The following is a 14,809-nucleotide window of genomic DNA, read 5'->3' on the forward strand; positions in this document are numbered from 1 at the left end:
ATATCAAAGATCTCTAATTAAGGGATCTTTGTTTTTCTGAATTAACTGTTGATACATTTTTTTTGCCTCATTTAAGCTTTCTACATTCGCTCCGCCGGAAAAATCTGGATCATCTGATTGAACAGGATCATCTTCCCAATTGCAGATATAACATATTTCGTAGTCACCCAAATTACTTATAGTTTTATTACCACAGCATGGGCAAGAATATAATTTTTTTTCAATCATTTTTGTTTATTCCAGTATTCTAAACCTTTTTTAGGTTTAAACATTGTTCTAGGTGTTCCATCTGCATTTTTTATTGCAAAAATATTTTTTAATGGATTGTAGTATAGCGTATCCCCATTTTTTCTAACTTTTGTCAAAGTTCCTTTAGGTGGATTTCTTACAAAATTATGGGTAGCATCAACGTATTGTTTTGAATTTTGAAATTCAGGAAACTCATTTTTATGTTTATCCCAATGATCGTAAGCATTTTTAACTGGCTCTTTTTTATTTGTTTCTGTCCAAATTTTATCTTCTGGACGCTTACCTAAATTAGCATTAATATCTTGTTCTTTTTTTACAAGGGCACTAAACTTGCTACTTTTATTTCCTTTCTGATTGGTAACCTGATTTTCAAGTATTTTATCCTTAGTTTGTTTATATTTTCCACCCCCTTGTTTAACATTCCCTTTTCCGTGATTTGCTTCTAACGCTTTTTTGTCTAATGGCTTGTTGGCGCCCGTCCCCTTTCCAGCATTCGATTCATTTTCTAGTCTCTTGGGGGGCCTTTGCAGCATTTTTATTGGTGTATTCTTACCAGCATTCCATTTGGCATTATACCTTTCTCTTATTAATCTTATCTCTTGATTTGTTAATTTTCTTCCCTTTCTTAATACTGCTGCATGTATCACAGCATCAATACCCACTCCCCCAATCATTAATGCATCTACTTGCTGTTGCAATTCACTATATGAACCTAGGTAATTTGCCACTAGTTCATATTGAAATACTCTTGTCGCTATTTGTTCATCTGAATTTCCTGAGCGCTTCATATGTTTTACCAGGTTAGTCATGATTATTTGATTAAAATACTCATTCGACATTCTTGTCGCTGGTATCCATTCATTTGCGTTTATATTTATGATGCGTGATCCTCTTGCTCTTTGGCTTTCGCCCGCTCCTTGCATCATTTTTGTAGCATAGCTTGTCAATAATATTTTGGATTCTTCTTCTGTTAGTTGTCCCGTCATATACAAATTCAATATGATTTTCTTTGCCTCTTCTGAGGCTTTTCTATAATCTTTTTCTACTTGTTCTCTACATTGATCTGTTACACAAGCGTCATATCTTTTCTGATAATCATCTGCAATTTGTACGCCTGCCTTTTTAAGCTTGTCATTTATTTTTCTCTCTTCAGAATTTAGTTTACTTTCTCCTTTAATATTTATAAGGGCATTATTCTCAACCGCATTCATCCCTGCCACTCCGGCTATCTGCGCATTGCTTATATTCCCCCCGGTTATCCCCCCTGCTACTGAGGCGACTGCGGATGACAGGTCTCTTATGGTGCTTTTCACCTCTTCCGGCAGTCTGTTCGGGTCGATTTCTCCTGTTAATGGATTTATGGCTTCTGGATATTTGTCTTTAGGTAATTGACTAATCAGGTAATCTGCTGCTAGTTCCGCTCCCGTTGCGCCTGCTGCTCCGGCGGCTGCATTGCCTCCGTTGACGCTTGCCGTAACTGCTCCCAATATCGCATGGGCCAGTAGTTGAGCTGCTTTGTTCTGATCTTCTCCATGTCCAAACTTCCGCCCTATTAGTTCGGAGACATATGGGGCTAAGGTGTTGGTTAGCACTTGCATATTGGTTTGTCCTCCCAATATGCCGGTGATGGCGGTGATGACAGCATTTAAGGCGCGGCTCTTGTTGCCACCTATGCCCCAGGATTGGGCCTGATCTTCTGCTGCTTGATATTCTTTATTGGTCTTTCTTAGTACTTGTTGTTTTTCTGATTCTGTCAGTTTGTTATATTCTTGCCATAGTTCTGGGTTGTTGTTATGCATTTCCTGTTCAGCTTGCTCTCGCGCTTCTAAGCGTTCTTTGGCCGCTTTGTTGGCCATGTCGCTACTGAAGGTACGCACACTTTGCATGATGGTTGCGGTGGCGTCGGCTACTGCCTGCTGTTTGTCGAGTATTTGCTGTAAATCCGGCAATTGGTTTACTTGGCTATGCGCAGTGTTGATGTCGCTGTGGATACCCAGTTCTTCTACGCTGGTCTCTTTACCATTGATGATGATCTGTCCCGGGCTTAAGGTGGCATGGGTGGTGCTTTTATCGCTGCCACTTTGGTGCTGCGGTATGCTCGGTGTATAGTGCGGTTTGCCCGGTTCACTTGAGCCTAGTCCGGAGACGCCTCCGTTGATGGACGCGGTATTGGCTTTGAAGCTGGATTCGTTTTCAATAATGAGATCCCCGCCAGTTAGGTGGGGATCATTACCACTATGATATTTTTGTCATTATATTCTTAATGATGAGTTCAACAGATAGTTCTAACTTATCGCTATCTATCGTATAACGGTTTAATTCAATTTATTTTCTGCATCAAACAGTAATTCCCTTAACCATTTCTCTTCTAATGCTAGAATTTGGTATTCAGCCTCATAAATGCTAGATTGTATTTCTTCCACCCCGATTTCTTTGTTCAAAAAAGAATCACATTTTTTTTTCAATTTATCAACAACATCAGGATATATCCAGTTGATCACTTTTCACTCCGTCTTAAAAAGGTCACAATAATTTTACCGTTACTTTCGGTAACAACACCTACATCACCACTCCAATGCACAGTCCTCTCTACACCATTAACTGTTAACCCAAGTGCGCCCCTATGAAGCAGGCGAAGCTCAGCCCTTTTTAGATATCTTAAAGAAGATTGCCACGACGTTTAATGTCACCACCGACTGGCTGATATTTGAGGACGGTGAACGTGAACCACAGCTTGAGCTTAAGCTTAAGTTTGAGGCGGTCAAGCAGATGACTGCTGACGAGCAGAAGTCAATAAAAAAGATTTTAGTCGCTATGATTTTAAAGCATCAGGCTAAGCATTTGATTGGTTGATTAAAACTGGGCATAAAGAAGAGAAGTTACACAAGACAGTAAATAACAGCGCAGGTTAACGGTGTACCACCACCGCTAACCTGCTAACCACAACTAACTTACTAGGAGTTAACTATGGCTAAGAGATAGCCTACGCTAAAATCAACCACAGACAAAGCACCGACACCACAACCCACTGAGCGATTTTAAACCGTGGGTTAAGTACCACAAGGCACAAAGCCCAACCCCAGACCGCAACTAACCATTAAGGGGAGCTGGCTGGAACAGATAGGGTTTTATGCCAGCCGACCGGTCATCATTAAAGTTGAGCAAAACAAGTTGATTATTGAACTTGTGATGCAGATTTAGAAGGCTGTAAAAGCTCCCCCGCTGATGATGTGGGGATTAGGAGATTACTTTATATAATCTCTATTTATATCGCCTGTTAAATAATATTGAGAGAAGATATCTAAAATCATTGAATAGTCATTAGTTACTTGTCTCTTATCCCAATAATCACCAAGAATTTTAATCTGTCCTTGTCCACCCAACTCATTAAAATAAGATTTTACATCTATTTCATCTTCCGTTTCATCTTCTAATGTTAGTAGATAATTATTATTTTCTGCTTGAGTTTGTAGCGATGTTATTCCCGTTTCCCTATCAATTATAGATAATGTGATACTCCCTCGAGAATTTTTTAAATTAATTAGCAAATTCTTTAAAAAATCCCAATTAAAAGAATAAGTGTGACCACCTTTATCTTCAATAACCCAAGACAATAAAAATTTCATTATTTTTGTACCTCAAGTTTTTTCATACCTAGTCGCCAATAATAGGTTAACCCTGTTTTTGCTTCATATATTGTTATCGATTTAACATCAGCAGCTTTTGCGGCAGAAACAATATCCGAACGACAATAACTACAAATAGCTTTCCCTGTCACATTAATTTTCAGATCAGCCCCCTTAGCCAGTCCTGCGTTATGAGCTTGCTGAATTGCACCTATTTCTGCATGTGCATTAGCCATATTCCAATTAGGAAGTTCTTTACCTGTAGCTATTTCTTTATCTCTTATTTTATCTGCAATCAGTGTTGACTCATTTGCATTTGCCTTGTCCGCAGGTCTTGCTTTTTGATTAGTATCTTTAAATTTAACACCATTAACTTCTAACTCAGCCGTGACTGTTGGTTTAACAACCGTCGTTCCCTTATTTGCATTCGATTCATTTTTTAGTCCCTTGTTGGGCTTTTTCAGCATTTTTACTGGTGTATTCTTACCAGCATTCCATTTAGCATTATACCTTTCTTTTATTAATCTTATCTCTTGATTTGTTAATTTTCTTCCCGCTCTTAATACTGCTGCTTGTATCACAGCATCAATACCCACTCCCCCATTCATTAATGCATCTACTTGCTGTTGCATTACACTATATGAACCTTGGTAATTTGCCACTAGTTCATATTGAAGTACTCTTGTTGCTATTTGTTCATCTGACTTCCCTGACCGTTTCATTTGTTTTACCAGGTTAGTCATGGTTATTTGATGAAAATACTCATTCGACATTCTTGCCGCTGGTATCCATTCATTTGCGTTTATATTTATGATGCGTGATCCTCTTGCTCTTTGGCTTTCGCCCGCTCCTTGCATCATTTTTGTAGCATAGCTTGTCAATAATATTTTGGATTCTTCTTCTGTTAGTTGTCCCGTCATATACAAATTCAATATGATTTTGTTTGCCTCTTCTGAGGCTTTTCTATAATCTTTTTCTACTTGTTGTCTACATTGATCTGTTACACAAGCGTCATATCTTTTCTGATAATCATCTGCAATTTGTACGCCTGCCTTTTTAAGCTTGTCATTTATTTTTCTCTCTTCGGGATTTAGTTTACTTTCTCCTTTAATGTTAATTAGGGCATTATTCTCAACCGCATTCATCCCTGCCACTCCGGCTATCTGCGCATTGCTTATATTCCCTCCGGTTATTCCCCCCCGCTACTGAGGCAACCGCTAACTTGCTAACAACAACTAACTATTACGGAGTTAACTATGGCTAAGATATATTCAACGCTAAAATCAACCACAGACAAGCACTGGCACTACAACCCACTGAGCGATTTTACACCGTGGGTTACACTCCCAACGGCGGACTCACCACCCTCAGACCCCAACTCACCATTAAAGGTAGATGGCTGGAGCAGATAGGTTTTTATGCCGGGCGGCCTGTTATTATTAAAGTTGAGCAGAACAAGCTGATTATTGAACGTGCTATACAGATCTAATAATACAAAAACAGATCCCAGTGTTAAGCTGGGATCTTATTATTGTTGGATTATTCAGTTTCTTTTTTATAAAAACTAAATTTATTAGAACGTGGAGACTCTTCAATTAATAATCTTTTACAAGATGGACATTCATACACTTCAACGCTTTCTTGATTAAAAGAATCTATAAACTTTTCAGAGGTAAGTCCTTTTTGTTCAGAACATATATCTATTATGTCCCATAAAGCATTTTGTGAAATGAGATCATAAGCGAAGTCTTCATCAAGTGAGCCAATATTCATTATTTGCCCACATTTGCATGCAATTTTCGGCATAAACTAATCCTAATTATTTTCTATCATAACGGTGTATTGTGCCTTTTGAATCTTGGAAAAATAGAGTCTTAATATTTTGAGCATTTGGTTTACCCCATAATCTAGAGGCCATACTCTGCATTTCTTTTCCAGATAGATCCATTTGTACAATAACGCCACCAGCTTGGTTGCTTTTCTTTTCAATCGAGCTCAATATTCGATCAACTTTAGTTGTTGGTTTTGGCGTATAAACATCAACTTTACCTATCCCATTAACATGTAAATCAGATGTCCTTGTTCCTGAAATTCCTTTATCAGAAGCAGTTGCTCTATAAGTTACATCATATCCCTGATCAGCAAATTTCTGACCAGCCCTTAACTCATTAGCATCAGGTTTAGCCAATGGTTCGTAAGTCACTTTTCCTTTACGCGCTACTGGTAAATTCGGAGTTCCTGTAGTTGCAACCTTATTAGTCTGACTAGTCCCCTTTTTGGCATTATACCCTCCATTTATTAATTTTCTTTTATTTTTAAATATTGCTGCTTGTATCAGTGCATCTCCACCCTCTCCCTTATTAATTAATGCATCTACTTGCTGTTGCAATACACTATAGGAACCTAGGTGATTTGCCACTAGTCCATATTGAACTAATCTTGTCTCTATTTGCTCATCTGACTTTCCTGAGCGTTTCATTTGTTTTATTACGTTGGCTATGGTTATTTGATGAAAATACTCATTCGCTATTCTTGCCGATGGTATCCATTCATTTACGTTTATATCTACGATGCGTGGCCCTCTTGCTCTTTGGCTTTCGCCCGCTCCTTCCATCATTTTTGTAGCATAGCTTGTCAATAATATTTTGGATTCTTCTTCTGTTAGCTGTCCCGTCATATACAAATTCAATATGATTTTGTTTGCCTCTTCTGAGGCTTTTCTATAATCTTTTTCTACTTGTTGTCTACATTGATCTGTTACACAAGCGTCATATCTTTTCTGATAATCATCTGCAATTTGTACGCCGGCCTTTTTAAGCTTGTCATTTATTTTTCTCTCTTCAGAATTTAGTTTACTTTCTCCTTTAATATTAATTAGGGCATTATTCTCAACCGCATTCATCCCTGCCACTCCGGCTATCTGCGCATTGCTTATATTCCCTCCGGTTATCCCCCCTGCTACTGAGGCGACAGCGGATGACAAGTCTCTTATGGTGCTTTTCACCTCTTCCGGCAGTCTGTTCGGGTCGATTTCTCCTGTTAATGGATTTATTGCTTCTGGATATTTGTCTTTAGGTAATTGACTGATCAGGTAATCTGCTGCTAGTTCCGCTCCGGTTGCGCCTGCTGCGCCGGCGGCTGCATTGCCTCCGTTGACGCTTGCCGTAACTGCTCCCAATATCGCATGGGCCAGTAGTTGAGCTGCTTTGTTCTGATCTTCTCCATGTCCAAACTTCCGCCCTATTAATTCGGAGGCATATGGGGCTAAGGTGTTGGTTAGCACTTGCATATTGGTTTGTCCTCCCAATATGCCGGTGATGGCGGTGGTGACTGCATTTAAGGCGCGGCTCTTGTTGCCGCCTATGCCCCAGGATTGGGCCTGATCATCTGCTGCTTGATATTCTTTATTGGTCTTTCTTAGTACTTGTTGTTTTTCTGATTCTGTCAGTTCGTTATATTCTTGCCACAGTTCTGGGTTGTTGTTATACATTTCCTGTTCGGCTTGCTCTCGCGCTTCTAAGCGTTCTTTGGCCGCTTTGTTGGCCATGTCGCTACTGAAAGTACGCACACTTTGCATGATGGTTGCGGTGGCGTCGGCTACTGCCTTCTGTTTGTCGAGTATTTGCTGTAAATCCGGCAGTTGGTTTACTTGGCTATGCGCAGTGTTGATGTCGCTGTGGATACCCAGTTCTTCTACGCTGGTCTCTTTACCATTGATGATGATCTGTCCCGGGCTTAAGGTGGCATGGGTGGTGCTTTTATCGCTGCCACTTTGGTGCTGCGGTATGCTCGGTGTATAGTGCGGTTTGCCCGGTTCACTTGAGCCTAGTCCAGAGACGCCTCCGTTGATGGACGCGGTATTGGCTTTGAAACTAGATTGGTTTTCGATGTCACTAAAGCTGATGCTGTTAGCAATAAGCTGGTTGTGCTCCTTGGCAGCACTTGAGGCTATGGCTCCCCCTTGCAATTCTACGCTGTCTGCTTTGATGTGGTAGCCGCCCTCTCCGGCAAATAAGCCGGATTGTTGGTTGACGGCATTGAGGTGTCCGGATGCTTTGCTGCTGTTGACTCCACCAGATACTTCCCACACGCTGCCAAAGCCGCCCTGTACATGAATGTTGGCTCCGCTTTGGCTGTTTTTCTGGTCTATTTTGTCTTGCAGGCTGATGATGCTTAGTTTGCCTCCTACATCGGCATCAATGCGGTTTGCTGTGGCCTGAGCTCCTTTTAAGGTGGTGTTGCCTTTGCTGCTGATTTTTAGTTTGTCTGATTGCAGGGTGGTTGGATTGTATGTGAGGGCATCCAGATGGTTTTTGCCTGAACTAAATCCTATATCACCATAGATGTAGACGCCGGTTTTGGCTCCGATTGAGGCTCCTACTCCGACGCTTACGCCGGCACTGCTGTTTTTGCCATCGGCTTGTTGGTGGTTTTGACCTGCTTCGAGCAGGATGTCTCGGGCTGAGTTCAAGGCGATGGTGTCGGTGGCATTCAGCTGGGTGTTTTGCAGGTGGATGTCGCCTTCTCGACTGTTGAGGTTGATGTTACCTCCTGCTGTCAGTTGGTTGGCCTGGGAAACGCGGTAGCTGTTGTCCTGCCGGCTATTGCTGCTCTTGAAACCAATACCAGTTTCTATTTTGAGTAGGGTGCCGTCTTGGAGTTTGTTTGGATCAACCGCCTGGCCGTTTTTCATGGCTGCGGCAATGACGCCGGCGTTGTTGTTCAGGGCATTCTGGAAGTTCTGTGCCGCGCTGTAAACCATGTATCCTTGTCCCAGTGCCGCCATGCCTTGCAGGGCTCGGGTACGATCGTCGGCTTTGCTTTTATACGCGGTGTCGACGGCATTAGCCAGATCGATCAGTGGGGAGCTGATTTTGGTGAAGTTGCCTATTTTGAGGTCTTTGGATGATTGATGGCTGCTACCGTAGTTGGCATCGTCAAGGATGTTGATGTCTTTGGCGCTGATGTTGATGTCTTTGCCAGCTATGATGTCGGCTACTTGCTGGGTGTAATGACCTCCTGCTTGTATGTTGACGTTGCCGGTTAAGCTGCCGATTTGGCTGCGTATTTGTTCGACGCTGTTACCGCGATATTCGTCTTTGCTGCTCATGTAGCCGGTAAATTTTTCGGTATCGGAAATTTGGGCGCTGCCCCAGCCTTTGCTACTGTGTTTTTCGCTTTGGAAGCTGCTATTTTGGCTGGATTTGATGTTGACGTCGCCGGCTGCATTGATGATGTTGTTGTGGGTGGCCACAACGCTGCTACCAAGGATGTTGATGTCGCCGGTATCGGTTTTGATGATGGATGTCCCACCAACGGAGAGTTGGGTGCCGGTAATGGTGTCTAGTTTACCCTGACCTGCGCTTTTGTCATGGTACATGCCGAAGGATGAGTTCCAGTTGCGGTTATCAAAGTTGAAACCGCTGGTTTTGCTGCTGGCGCTTTCGCTATGGGCATCACGCGCAAAGCTTAGGTTGATGTTGTCTTTGGCATAGAGGATGGCATCGCCTTCGGCAGATAGTTTACCGCCTTCGCTGGTGATGTCGCCGCCTTTGGCTATGAGGTTTAGGTTGCCGCCAGCTGTTAGTTCGCTGCCCACGGCAGTACGTTGGTGAACATCACGGGTCTGGTGACTACGTTGGTGACTCAGGGTAACCACGATGGGGGTACTGGCCGCTTGATAGGCGCTGGAGGCTGCTTCGCCCAGCTGCATGCTGCGACCAACGATGCTGTTGCTGAAGTCTCCACTGCGCATGCCGTCTTTGAGGGTGGTGGCGGCGGCAACTAAAGGGGAATAGGTGAAGCCAATGCTGAAACCACTCTGTTTGGTTTTGAGGTCGGTATAGTGGTCGCTGCTGATATGATCAGCCATCAAGTTGATGTTTTGAGCATTTAAGGTGAGGTTTTTGCCGGCGCCCAGAGCGGAGGCTTTGAGGTTGATGTCTCCATCAGCCTGCAGGATGGTGTTGCCGTTGAGGCTGGCTATCTGACTCATGGTCAAGGTGTTGTTGTGATCTTGTTGATCCAGTTGCAGTTTGGATTTGCTGTAGCCTACGCTGGCAACGCCTTTAGTTACGCTGGCGCTAAAGCCGGATTTTTTTTCTTCGTGATAGATATGATCCTGATAGAGGTTATGCGCCGCTTCGATGTTGATGTCTCTACCAGCACTGAGAATGGTTTGGTCGGTAGAGATGATGTTACTCCCTTGTATGTGGATGTCTTGCGCTGAACCAATATTGACTTGGCGACCGGATAGAGTGCTGCCTATGGCTTCGTTATAGTTGGCCTGATGTCGATCCAGGACGGTTTTTTTGGAAGCGATTTTTTTGGTTTTGCGGTAAACGGAATGATCCAGTTCGGTTTGCTGCCGCCCTTCGATGATGTTGACGCCGTTTTCACCATAGATGTTGATGCTGCCATTGAGGCTGTATATATCGCTTTGGCGAAGGTTAATTTGATCTTTGGCATTAATGTTGATGTCGCCCGCGGCGATGATGCCGGTGCCGTTTTCACTTTGATAGCGATTAATCCAGTGGTTTTTGTCGCTGCGGCTGCCTGACGCCATGTTTTGGCTGGTGGTCACGGTGCTCAGTTCGACGCTGCCTTCTTTGGCGCTGAGCTGGGTAAGACCATTCTCGGCGTTGTTGATGATCGCTGCACCATGGGTGCTGATGCCATGGGTACCTGATATGCTCAGTACGCTGTCTTTTTCACCAGTTAGGTACAGTCCAGCTGTACGGTCGATAACGGTACCACCATTGCGTTGATCTCCATAGTCTACGGTGGTGGTGTTTAACTGGACATGGTCAGCATTCAATAATATCAGGTCTTTGGCTACGGCTGCTCCGCCATTGAAGTCGATGTTATGTTGTGCGCTCAAACTCATTTTTTGTGCGCTGATTAGTCCGCTGTTGTCGATGTTCTGCGCGCCAAGGTTGACGATGTTTTGCGCCGCGATGGTACCTTGGTTGCTGATGTCACCGCTGTTTTGCAGGTTGATGTTGCGCGCGCTGATTAGGCTTCCATTGGCGCTGACGTCGCCGGAGCGGGCAATCAGGTAGACTTTGGGTACGAGTACGTTTTGTTTGCTGCCATCAGCTAGGGTGATGGTTTCGCTCACTAACCAGATGATGTCGCTGGTTAGTTTGGCCATCTGCTCTGCTGTCAAGGCGATGCCTGGGGTAATGTTGTATTGCTGCGCAAAGGTCACGCCCGCATTCATCAGGGCTTTGTATTGCTCTTCGTCGTTTTGATAATTTTCTAAGCGTCTGTAGCCGGTTAGGTTGGTGATCTGTTCGTTAATCAGGCGTTGTTCGTAGTAACCATCTCCCAGTCGTTTTTGCATTTTACTTGGATCATGACCTAAGGCACTGAGCATATAGTCGCTACTGAGCCATTTGTGCATGTTGGTATACGCCGGATCGGTTTCGATCAGGTAACCATTGTTGTTGGGGTTAATGTGATACAGGCTGCTATTAGGCAGTTTGCTCAGGCTGCTATTTTGGCTCTGGATAAGCTGATTGTGTTGGTTTAGCTGATGATCGGGCAGATTGTTAAGGTTTGCCTGATCGGCCTGAGCTTGGTTGGTACCGGTATTAGCATGCTGCTGTACAGTGCTTACAGGATTGTCAAAATCATGGCTGGTGCTGATGGTCCGATTGTAGGATTTTGTATTGGTGGTTTTAATTCGGCCTTTTCTATGCGATGAATTGTCATATTTATAGCCACCTTGGCGACCTTGTTCTTCAACACGCTGTTGTCCTTTGGTTTCGCGATTTTCGAGGTTGAGGTTTGTTGTTCCACTTAGAATGCCACCAACGATGATGTGGCTGTTTTCGTTCAACCAGTGACTGCCGCTGATATTTAGGTCGCCGCCGATAATGATTTCACTCGGATCGGTTTCGGTCACTTTTTGTTTGTAGGTTTTGCGTTTAAAATCCCACCAGTGAAGTTTTTCAGAATGCCATTTATTCCAAATTGTTTTGCTGCCATCGTTGAAAATAAATTTGAGCTTTTTTCTTTCTCTTACGAATTTGCCGTCAACGCCATCTACCCAGATCGCTGGATTGCCTTGTTGTTGATACTGTTTGATGCGCTCTTCGCTGTGTAGGTATTCTTCTACATTAAAGTGGTTGTTGCGATTTTGCAGCTGCTGTACAGCGATGGTGCCGTTACCTTGCGCTTCGATACGCGCGCTGCTATTAATCAATCTATCAGCCATACCTATGGCTTGATTTTTTTGATCTAATGCGCCGCCAATAGCAATGTCACCAGCACTAGAAATTAAGGCATGTTCTTGGTTGGTGATGTTTTTAGCGCCGATATCCAGTCGTTGTCTGGCTGCAATCACGGCTGCTTGGGTGTGATTATTGAGCGTTTCTTCACGATTAATCAATTGCTGGGTACCGATGGCGACATGATTGCCATAGATACGACCAGTTCCGATGTTGTTGATGTCGCTAGCGGATTGAATCAGGGTGGTGCCGTTGCTGTTGATTAATCCACGGTTGGTGATGCTGTGGTTGGCTTGCAGCTCGGTTTGGGTGTTGCTTTGGATGGTGCCATCGCTGTGGTTGATGATGTTGTTGCCGTTCAATTTGACGCTTTTACCACCGGTGAGGGTTTGATGGTTGTTGATGTCGCCTTTGCTGCTGATGTTTAACGCTCCGCCCGCATTGAGGTCGGCGGTGATGTTGAAGTCATCACGCAGTTGAATGCTGGCATCGCGATTGGCACCTATCTCTCCGCTGTTGTGCAGTTGCTTGCTTTGGATGGTCAGGTCATTGCCTGCCAGAATTTTGCCGCTGTTGTTGATAATCAGGTTTTCTTGCTGCTGGTCATGTAAGAGTAGGTCTTCGGCACTACTAATTTGCCCTTGTTGGTTGTCGAGGCTTTGGTTGATTTGTGCTTGAAGCTGTTTGTTGGCGCGTATGGCGCCTTGCTGGTTGCTGACGCGCTCAGCACTTAAGTTAATGTTTTCTGCATCGATGCTGCCCTCGTTGTTATTAAGGGAAGTCGTGTTCAGTTCGGCCTGGTTTTGCGCTGCGATGACGCCGGTGGCACTGTTGTCTATTTCCTGGCTATGAATCTGCAGTTGGTTGGCTGATTGTATTTTGCCTTGACGGTTGTCGAGATGTTGTCCGGCAAACTTAAAGTGTTCATTGCTGAAAATTTCACCTTGGCGGTTGTCTATGCGGTCGGTGGTGATGTGGGCTTGGTTTACGCTCAGTTTGCCATGCTGATTATTCAACTCAGCTCCGCTCACATGAAGTTGGTTCAGGTTCAAGGTAGCTTGGTTGGTTAAACCCTGCTCTGAACTGAGATCAATACCGCCGTTGGCGATGATCTGGCCATTGTCATTGTTAATACTTTCGCTGGTGATTTGTCCGGCAGTAAAGGTATTAGGTACTGAGCTATTTGTTTCAGCAACGCTCTGGGTTGTGCCAGCGGCGCTGGCTGTGGTTGGTGGGGTTGAAGGGGTTTCGGTAGGTTTGGTTGGGGTCGATGAGCTATCTGGCTGATCGGCTGTCGCTGTACTCGGTGCATAGCCGATTAAGCTGTTGTTGCTGTTTTGAAGGTGCTGGGTGTTGATACCTAGGCTTTGTAAGCCAGTTTGAATGATTTTGCCTTCGCGGTTATACAGTTTATTGGTGTCAATATCCAGTCGACCCGCATTGATTTCGCCTTGGTTGTCCAGGTTATGCTGGTTGCGGATGTTCAGTTCGTCTGCACTGGTGATTAAGCCACTATTTTTTAGCTGCTCGCTTTGCAGCTGCATTTTGCCCTGACTGGATACGGTGCCACTGTTTATGATGCTTTGCCCTTGTAAGGCCGCTCCTGCTTGGTCGCCTCCGTTTTGTGCTCGGTCTGCTGCTACGATGCTACCACTGTTACTCAGTTTCCCATCCGCACTGATTACCACCCCTCCTGCTCCGGCAAAGATTTGCCCGGCATTGTTCACACCAACCCCTTTTTCGCTGCTGATAAGGCTGATTTTGCCAGCATACATTCCGCCTAACTGAGCTGTATCTATGGCTATACGCTCACGGCCGTTTGGGTCTGACTGAATCTGGCTGATCTGTCCATTGCTGCTGAGGTCATTGCTGCCAGCTATGATGCTCAGGTCGTTTGCCCAGATGCCTGCATTGATCTGGGCGGCTTTGCTCAGCAAACGGGTATAGTCGCTGCCACTGCTATCCAGACCTTGTCCGTTGATGCTGATGTTGCCTTCGCGTACTTGATAGCCGTTTAGTTGTCCGTTGTTGATGATGGGTTGACCGGTAGTCAGGGTGACACCCGCTGCGTTGATGAAGCCACCTCCATTGACGTTGATGCCGGATGGGTTAGCCATGATGACTTCGGCACGACGTCCGGCTACTTCGATGTAGCCATTTAGTTGGCTTGGGTTGCGACTGTTGATTTGGTTAACGATGATTTTGGCTTCGCCTCCAGCCAACCATGGATTGCCCTGAACCCATCCACCTAAGTGGGTACGGGTGTTTTTACGGCTGTTGTTGAGGATGGCACCTTTTTGATGAACGTCAAACTGGCGATACTGGTTGAGAGATACACCTTTTTTACTTGGAGTTTGGATGTTGACCTGGACGGTACCATTAGCGCTTTGTACGATGTTGGGGCGCTGGTTTTTAGGGGCGGATGGATCAACATGAATATCAGCGGCTATGGCATGATCTAATACCACGCAGATACCCAGCCCCAACAGGATGGCACTAGTCAGCACGGGAATGCTAGCTAAAAATTGTTTGAACACGCTATGCTCACCTGCACTCCGATCTGCTGGGCTTTTACCATTGCTGACGGTGTTTTCGGCTACGGCCATCATTTGACCACGGTGACGGTTAAAGATGACTTTATAACGTGCTTTGTTCATTTTTATACCTGTTATCTAATTTATAAATAGGAAAGTTAATTGG

Annotated in this window: 10 protein-coding genes and 1 pseudogene; 4 read left to right on the plus strand and 7 right to left on the minus strand. The window is 44.4% G+C overall.

The features are described 5' to 3' along the window. Window positions 1-3: 3 nt before the first annotated feature. Both J3U68_RS07985 and J3U68_RS07990 read right to left on the minus strand, forming a co-directional pair. A complete protein-coding gene (locus J3U68_RS07985) occupies window positions 4-228 on the minus strand; it encodes a CPCC family cysteine-rich protein (protein WP_267375924.1) in 225 nt (74 codons plus the stop codon). Next, entirely contained in the window at window positions 225-2,135 is a 1,911-nt protein-coding gene (locus tag J3U68_RS07990; RefSeq protein ID WP_267375926.1) for a VENN motif pre-toxin domain-containing protein, read from the minus strand. Before J3U68_RS07990 ends, J3U68_RS07985 begins: the two co-directional genes overlap by 4 nt. Here J3U68_RS07990 and J3U68_RS07995 point away from each other — a divergent pair. Next, on the plus strand, window positions 2,134-2,358 hold the full coding sequence (locus J3U68_RS07995) for a hypothetical protein (protein WP_267375928.1): 225 nt from the start codon (window positions 2,134-2,136) through the stop codon (window positions 2,356-2,358). The two genes, J3U68_RS07990 and J3U68_RS07995, sit on opposite strands and share 2 nt — an antisense overlap. A gap of 206 nt (window positions 2,359-2,564) precedes the next feature. Here J3U68_RS07995 and J3U68_RS08000 read toward each other — a convergent pair whose 3' ends face one another. After that, the gene (locus J3U68_RS08000) at window positions 2,565-2,750 is read right to left on the minus strand and encodes a hypothetical protein (protein ID WP_267375930.1); all 186 of its coding nucleotides are present in this window, start codon (window positions 2,748-2,750) and stop codon (window positions 2,565-2,567) included. A 112-nt stretch (window positions 2,751-2,862) separates the two neighbouring features. On the opposite strand from J3U68_RS08000, the gene J3U68_RS08005 reads away from it, so the two are divergent. Both J3U68_RS08005 and J3U68_RS10715 read left to right on the plus strand, forming a co-directional pair. Then, entirely contained in the window at window positions 2,863-3,102 is a 240-nt protein-coding gene (locus J3U68_RS08005) for an RstR family transcriptional repressor (RefSeq protein ID WP_267375933.1), read from the plus strand. Between the two features lie 216 nt (window positions 3,103-3,318). Beyond that, window positions 3,319-3,450: pseudogene (locus J3U68_RS10715) on the plus strand (SymE family type I addiction module toxin); the annotation flags it as partial. A 44-nt stretch (window positions 3,451-3,494) separates the two neighbouring features. On the opposite strand, the gene J3U68_RS08010 reads toward J3U68_RS10715, so the two are convergent. Both J3U68_RS08010 and J3U68_RS08015 read right to left on the minus strand, forming a co-directional pair. After that, the gene (locus J3U68_RS08010; RefSeq protein WP_267375934.1) at window positions 3,495-3,875 is read right to left on the minus strand and encodes a DUF6911 family protein; all 381 of its coding nucleotides are present in this window, start codon (window positions 3,873-3,875) and stop codon (window positions 3,495-3,497) included. Then, window positions 3,875-5,068, minus strand: a complete 1,194-nt coding sequence (locus J3U68_RS08015) for a hypothetical protein (protein ID WP_267376239.1) — start codon at window positions 5,066-5,068, stop codon at window positions 3,875-3,877. The genes J3U68_RS08010 and J3U68_RS08015 overlap by 1 nt, the downstream gene beginning before the upstream one ends. Window positions 5,069-5,175: 107 nt before the next feature. Between J3U68_RS08015 and J3U68_RS08020 the strand changes: the two genes are divergently transcribed. After that, a complete protein-coding gene (locus tag J3U68_RS08020) occupies window positions 5,176-5,364 on the plus strand; it encodes a SymE family type I addiction module toxin (protein WP_267376240.1) in 189 nt (62 codons plus the stop codon). 50 nt (window positions 5,365-5,414) lie between these two features. On the opposite strand, the gene J3U68_RS08025 is transcribed toward J3U68_RS08020, so the two are convergent. Beyond that, complete coding sequence (locus J3U68_RS08025; RefSeq protein ID WP_267375935.1) at window positions 5,415-5,681, minus strand: hypothetical protein; 267 nt, start codon at window positions 5,679-5,681, stop codon at window positions 5,415-5,417. 13 nt (window positions 5,682-5,694) lie between these two features. Then, complete coding sequence (locus J3U68_RS08030) at window positions 5,695-14,766, minus strand: hemagglutinin repeat-containing protein (protein ID WP_267375936.1); 9,072 nt, start codon at window positions 14,764-14,766, stop codon at window positions 5,695-5,697. Between the last annotated feature and the right edge of the window lie 43 nt (window positions 14,767-14,809).

This window comes from Snodgrassella sp. B3882, from assembly GCF_026535915.1.
Taxonomy (GTDB): domain Bacteria; phylum Pseudomonadota; class Gammaproteobacteria; order Burkholderiales; family Neisseriaceae; genus Snodgrassella.

Excerpts from the sequence above, each read along its gene's own strand:
- J3U68_RS07985 (WP_267375924.1), bottom strand. The coding sequence starts at position 228 with ATGATTGAAAAAAAATTATATTCTTGCCCATGCTGTGGTAATAAAACT.
- J3U68_RS07995 (WP_267375928.1), top strand. The coding sequence starts at position 2,134 with ATGATGGTTGCGGTGGCGTCGGCTACTGCCTGCTGTTTGTCGAGTATT.
- J3U68_RS07990 (WP_267375926.1), bottom strand. The coding sequence starts at position 2,135 with ATGCAAAGTGTGCGTACCTTCAGTAGCGACATGGCCAACAAAGCGGCC.
- J3U68_RS08010 (WP_267375934.1), bottom strand. The coding sequence starts at position 3,875 with ATGAAATTTTTATTGTCTTGGGTTATTGAAGATAAAGGTGGTCACACT.
- J3U68_RS08025 (WP_267375935.1), bottom strand. The coding sequence starts at position 5,681 with ATGCCGAAAATTGCATGCAAATGTGGGCAAATAATGAATATTGGCTCA.
- J3U68_RS08030 (WP_267375936.1), bottom strand. The coding sequence starts at position 14,766 with ATGAACAAAGCACGTTATAAAGTCATCTTTAACCGTCACCGTGGTCAA.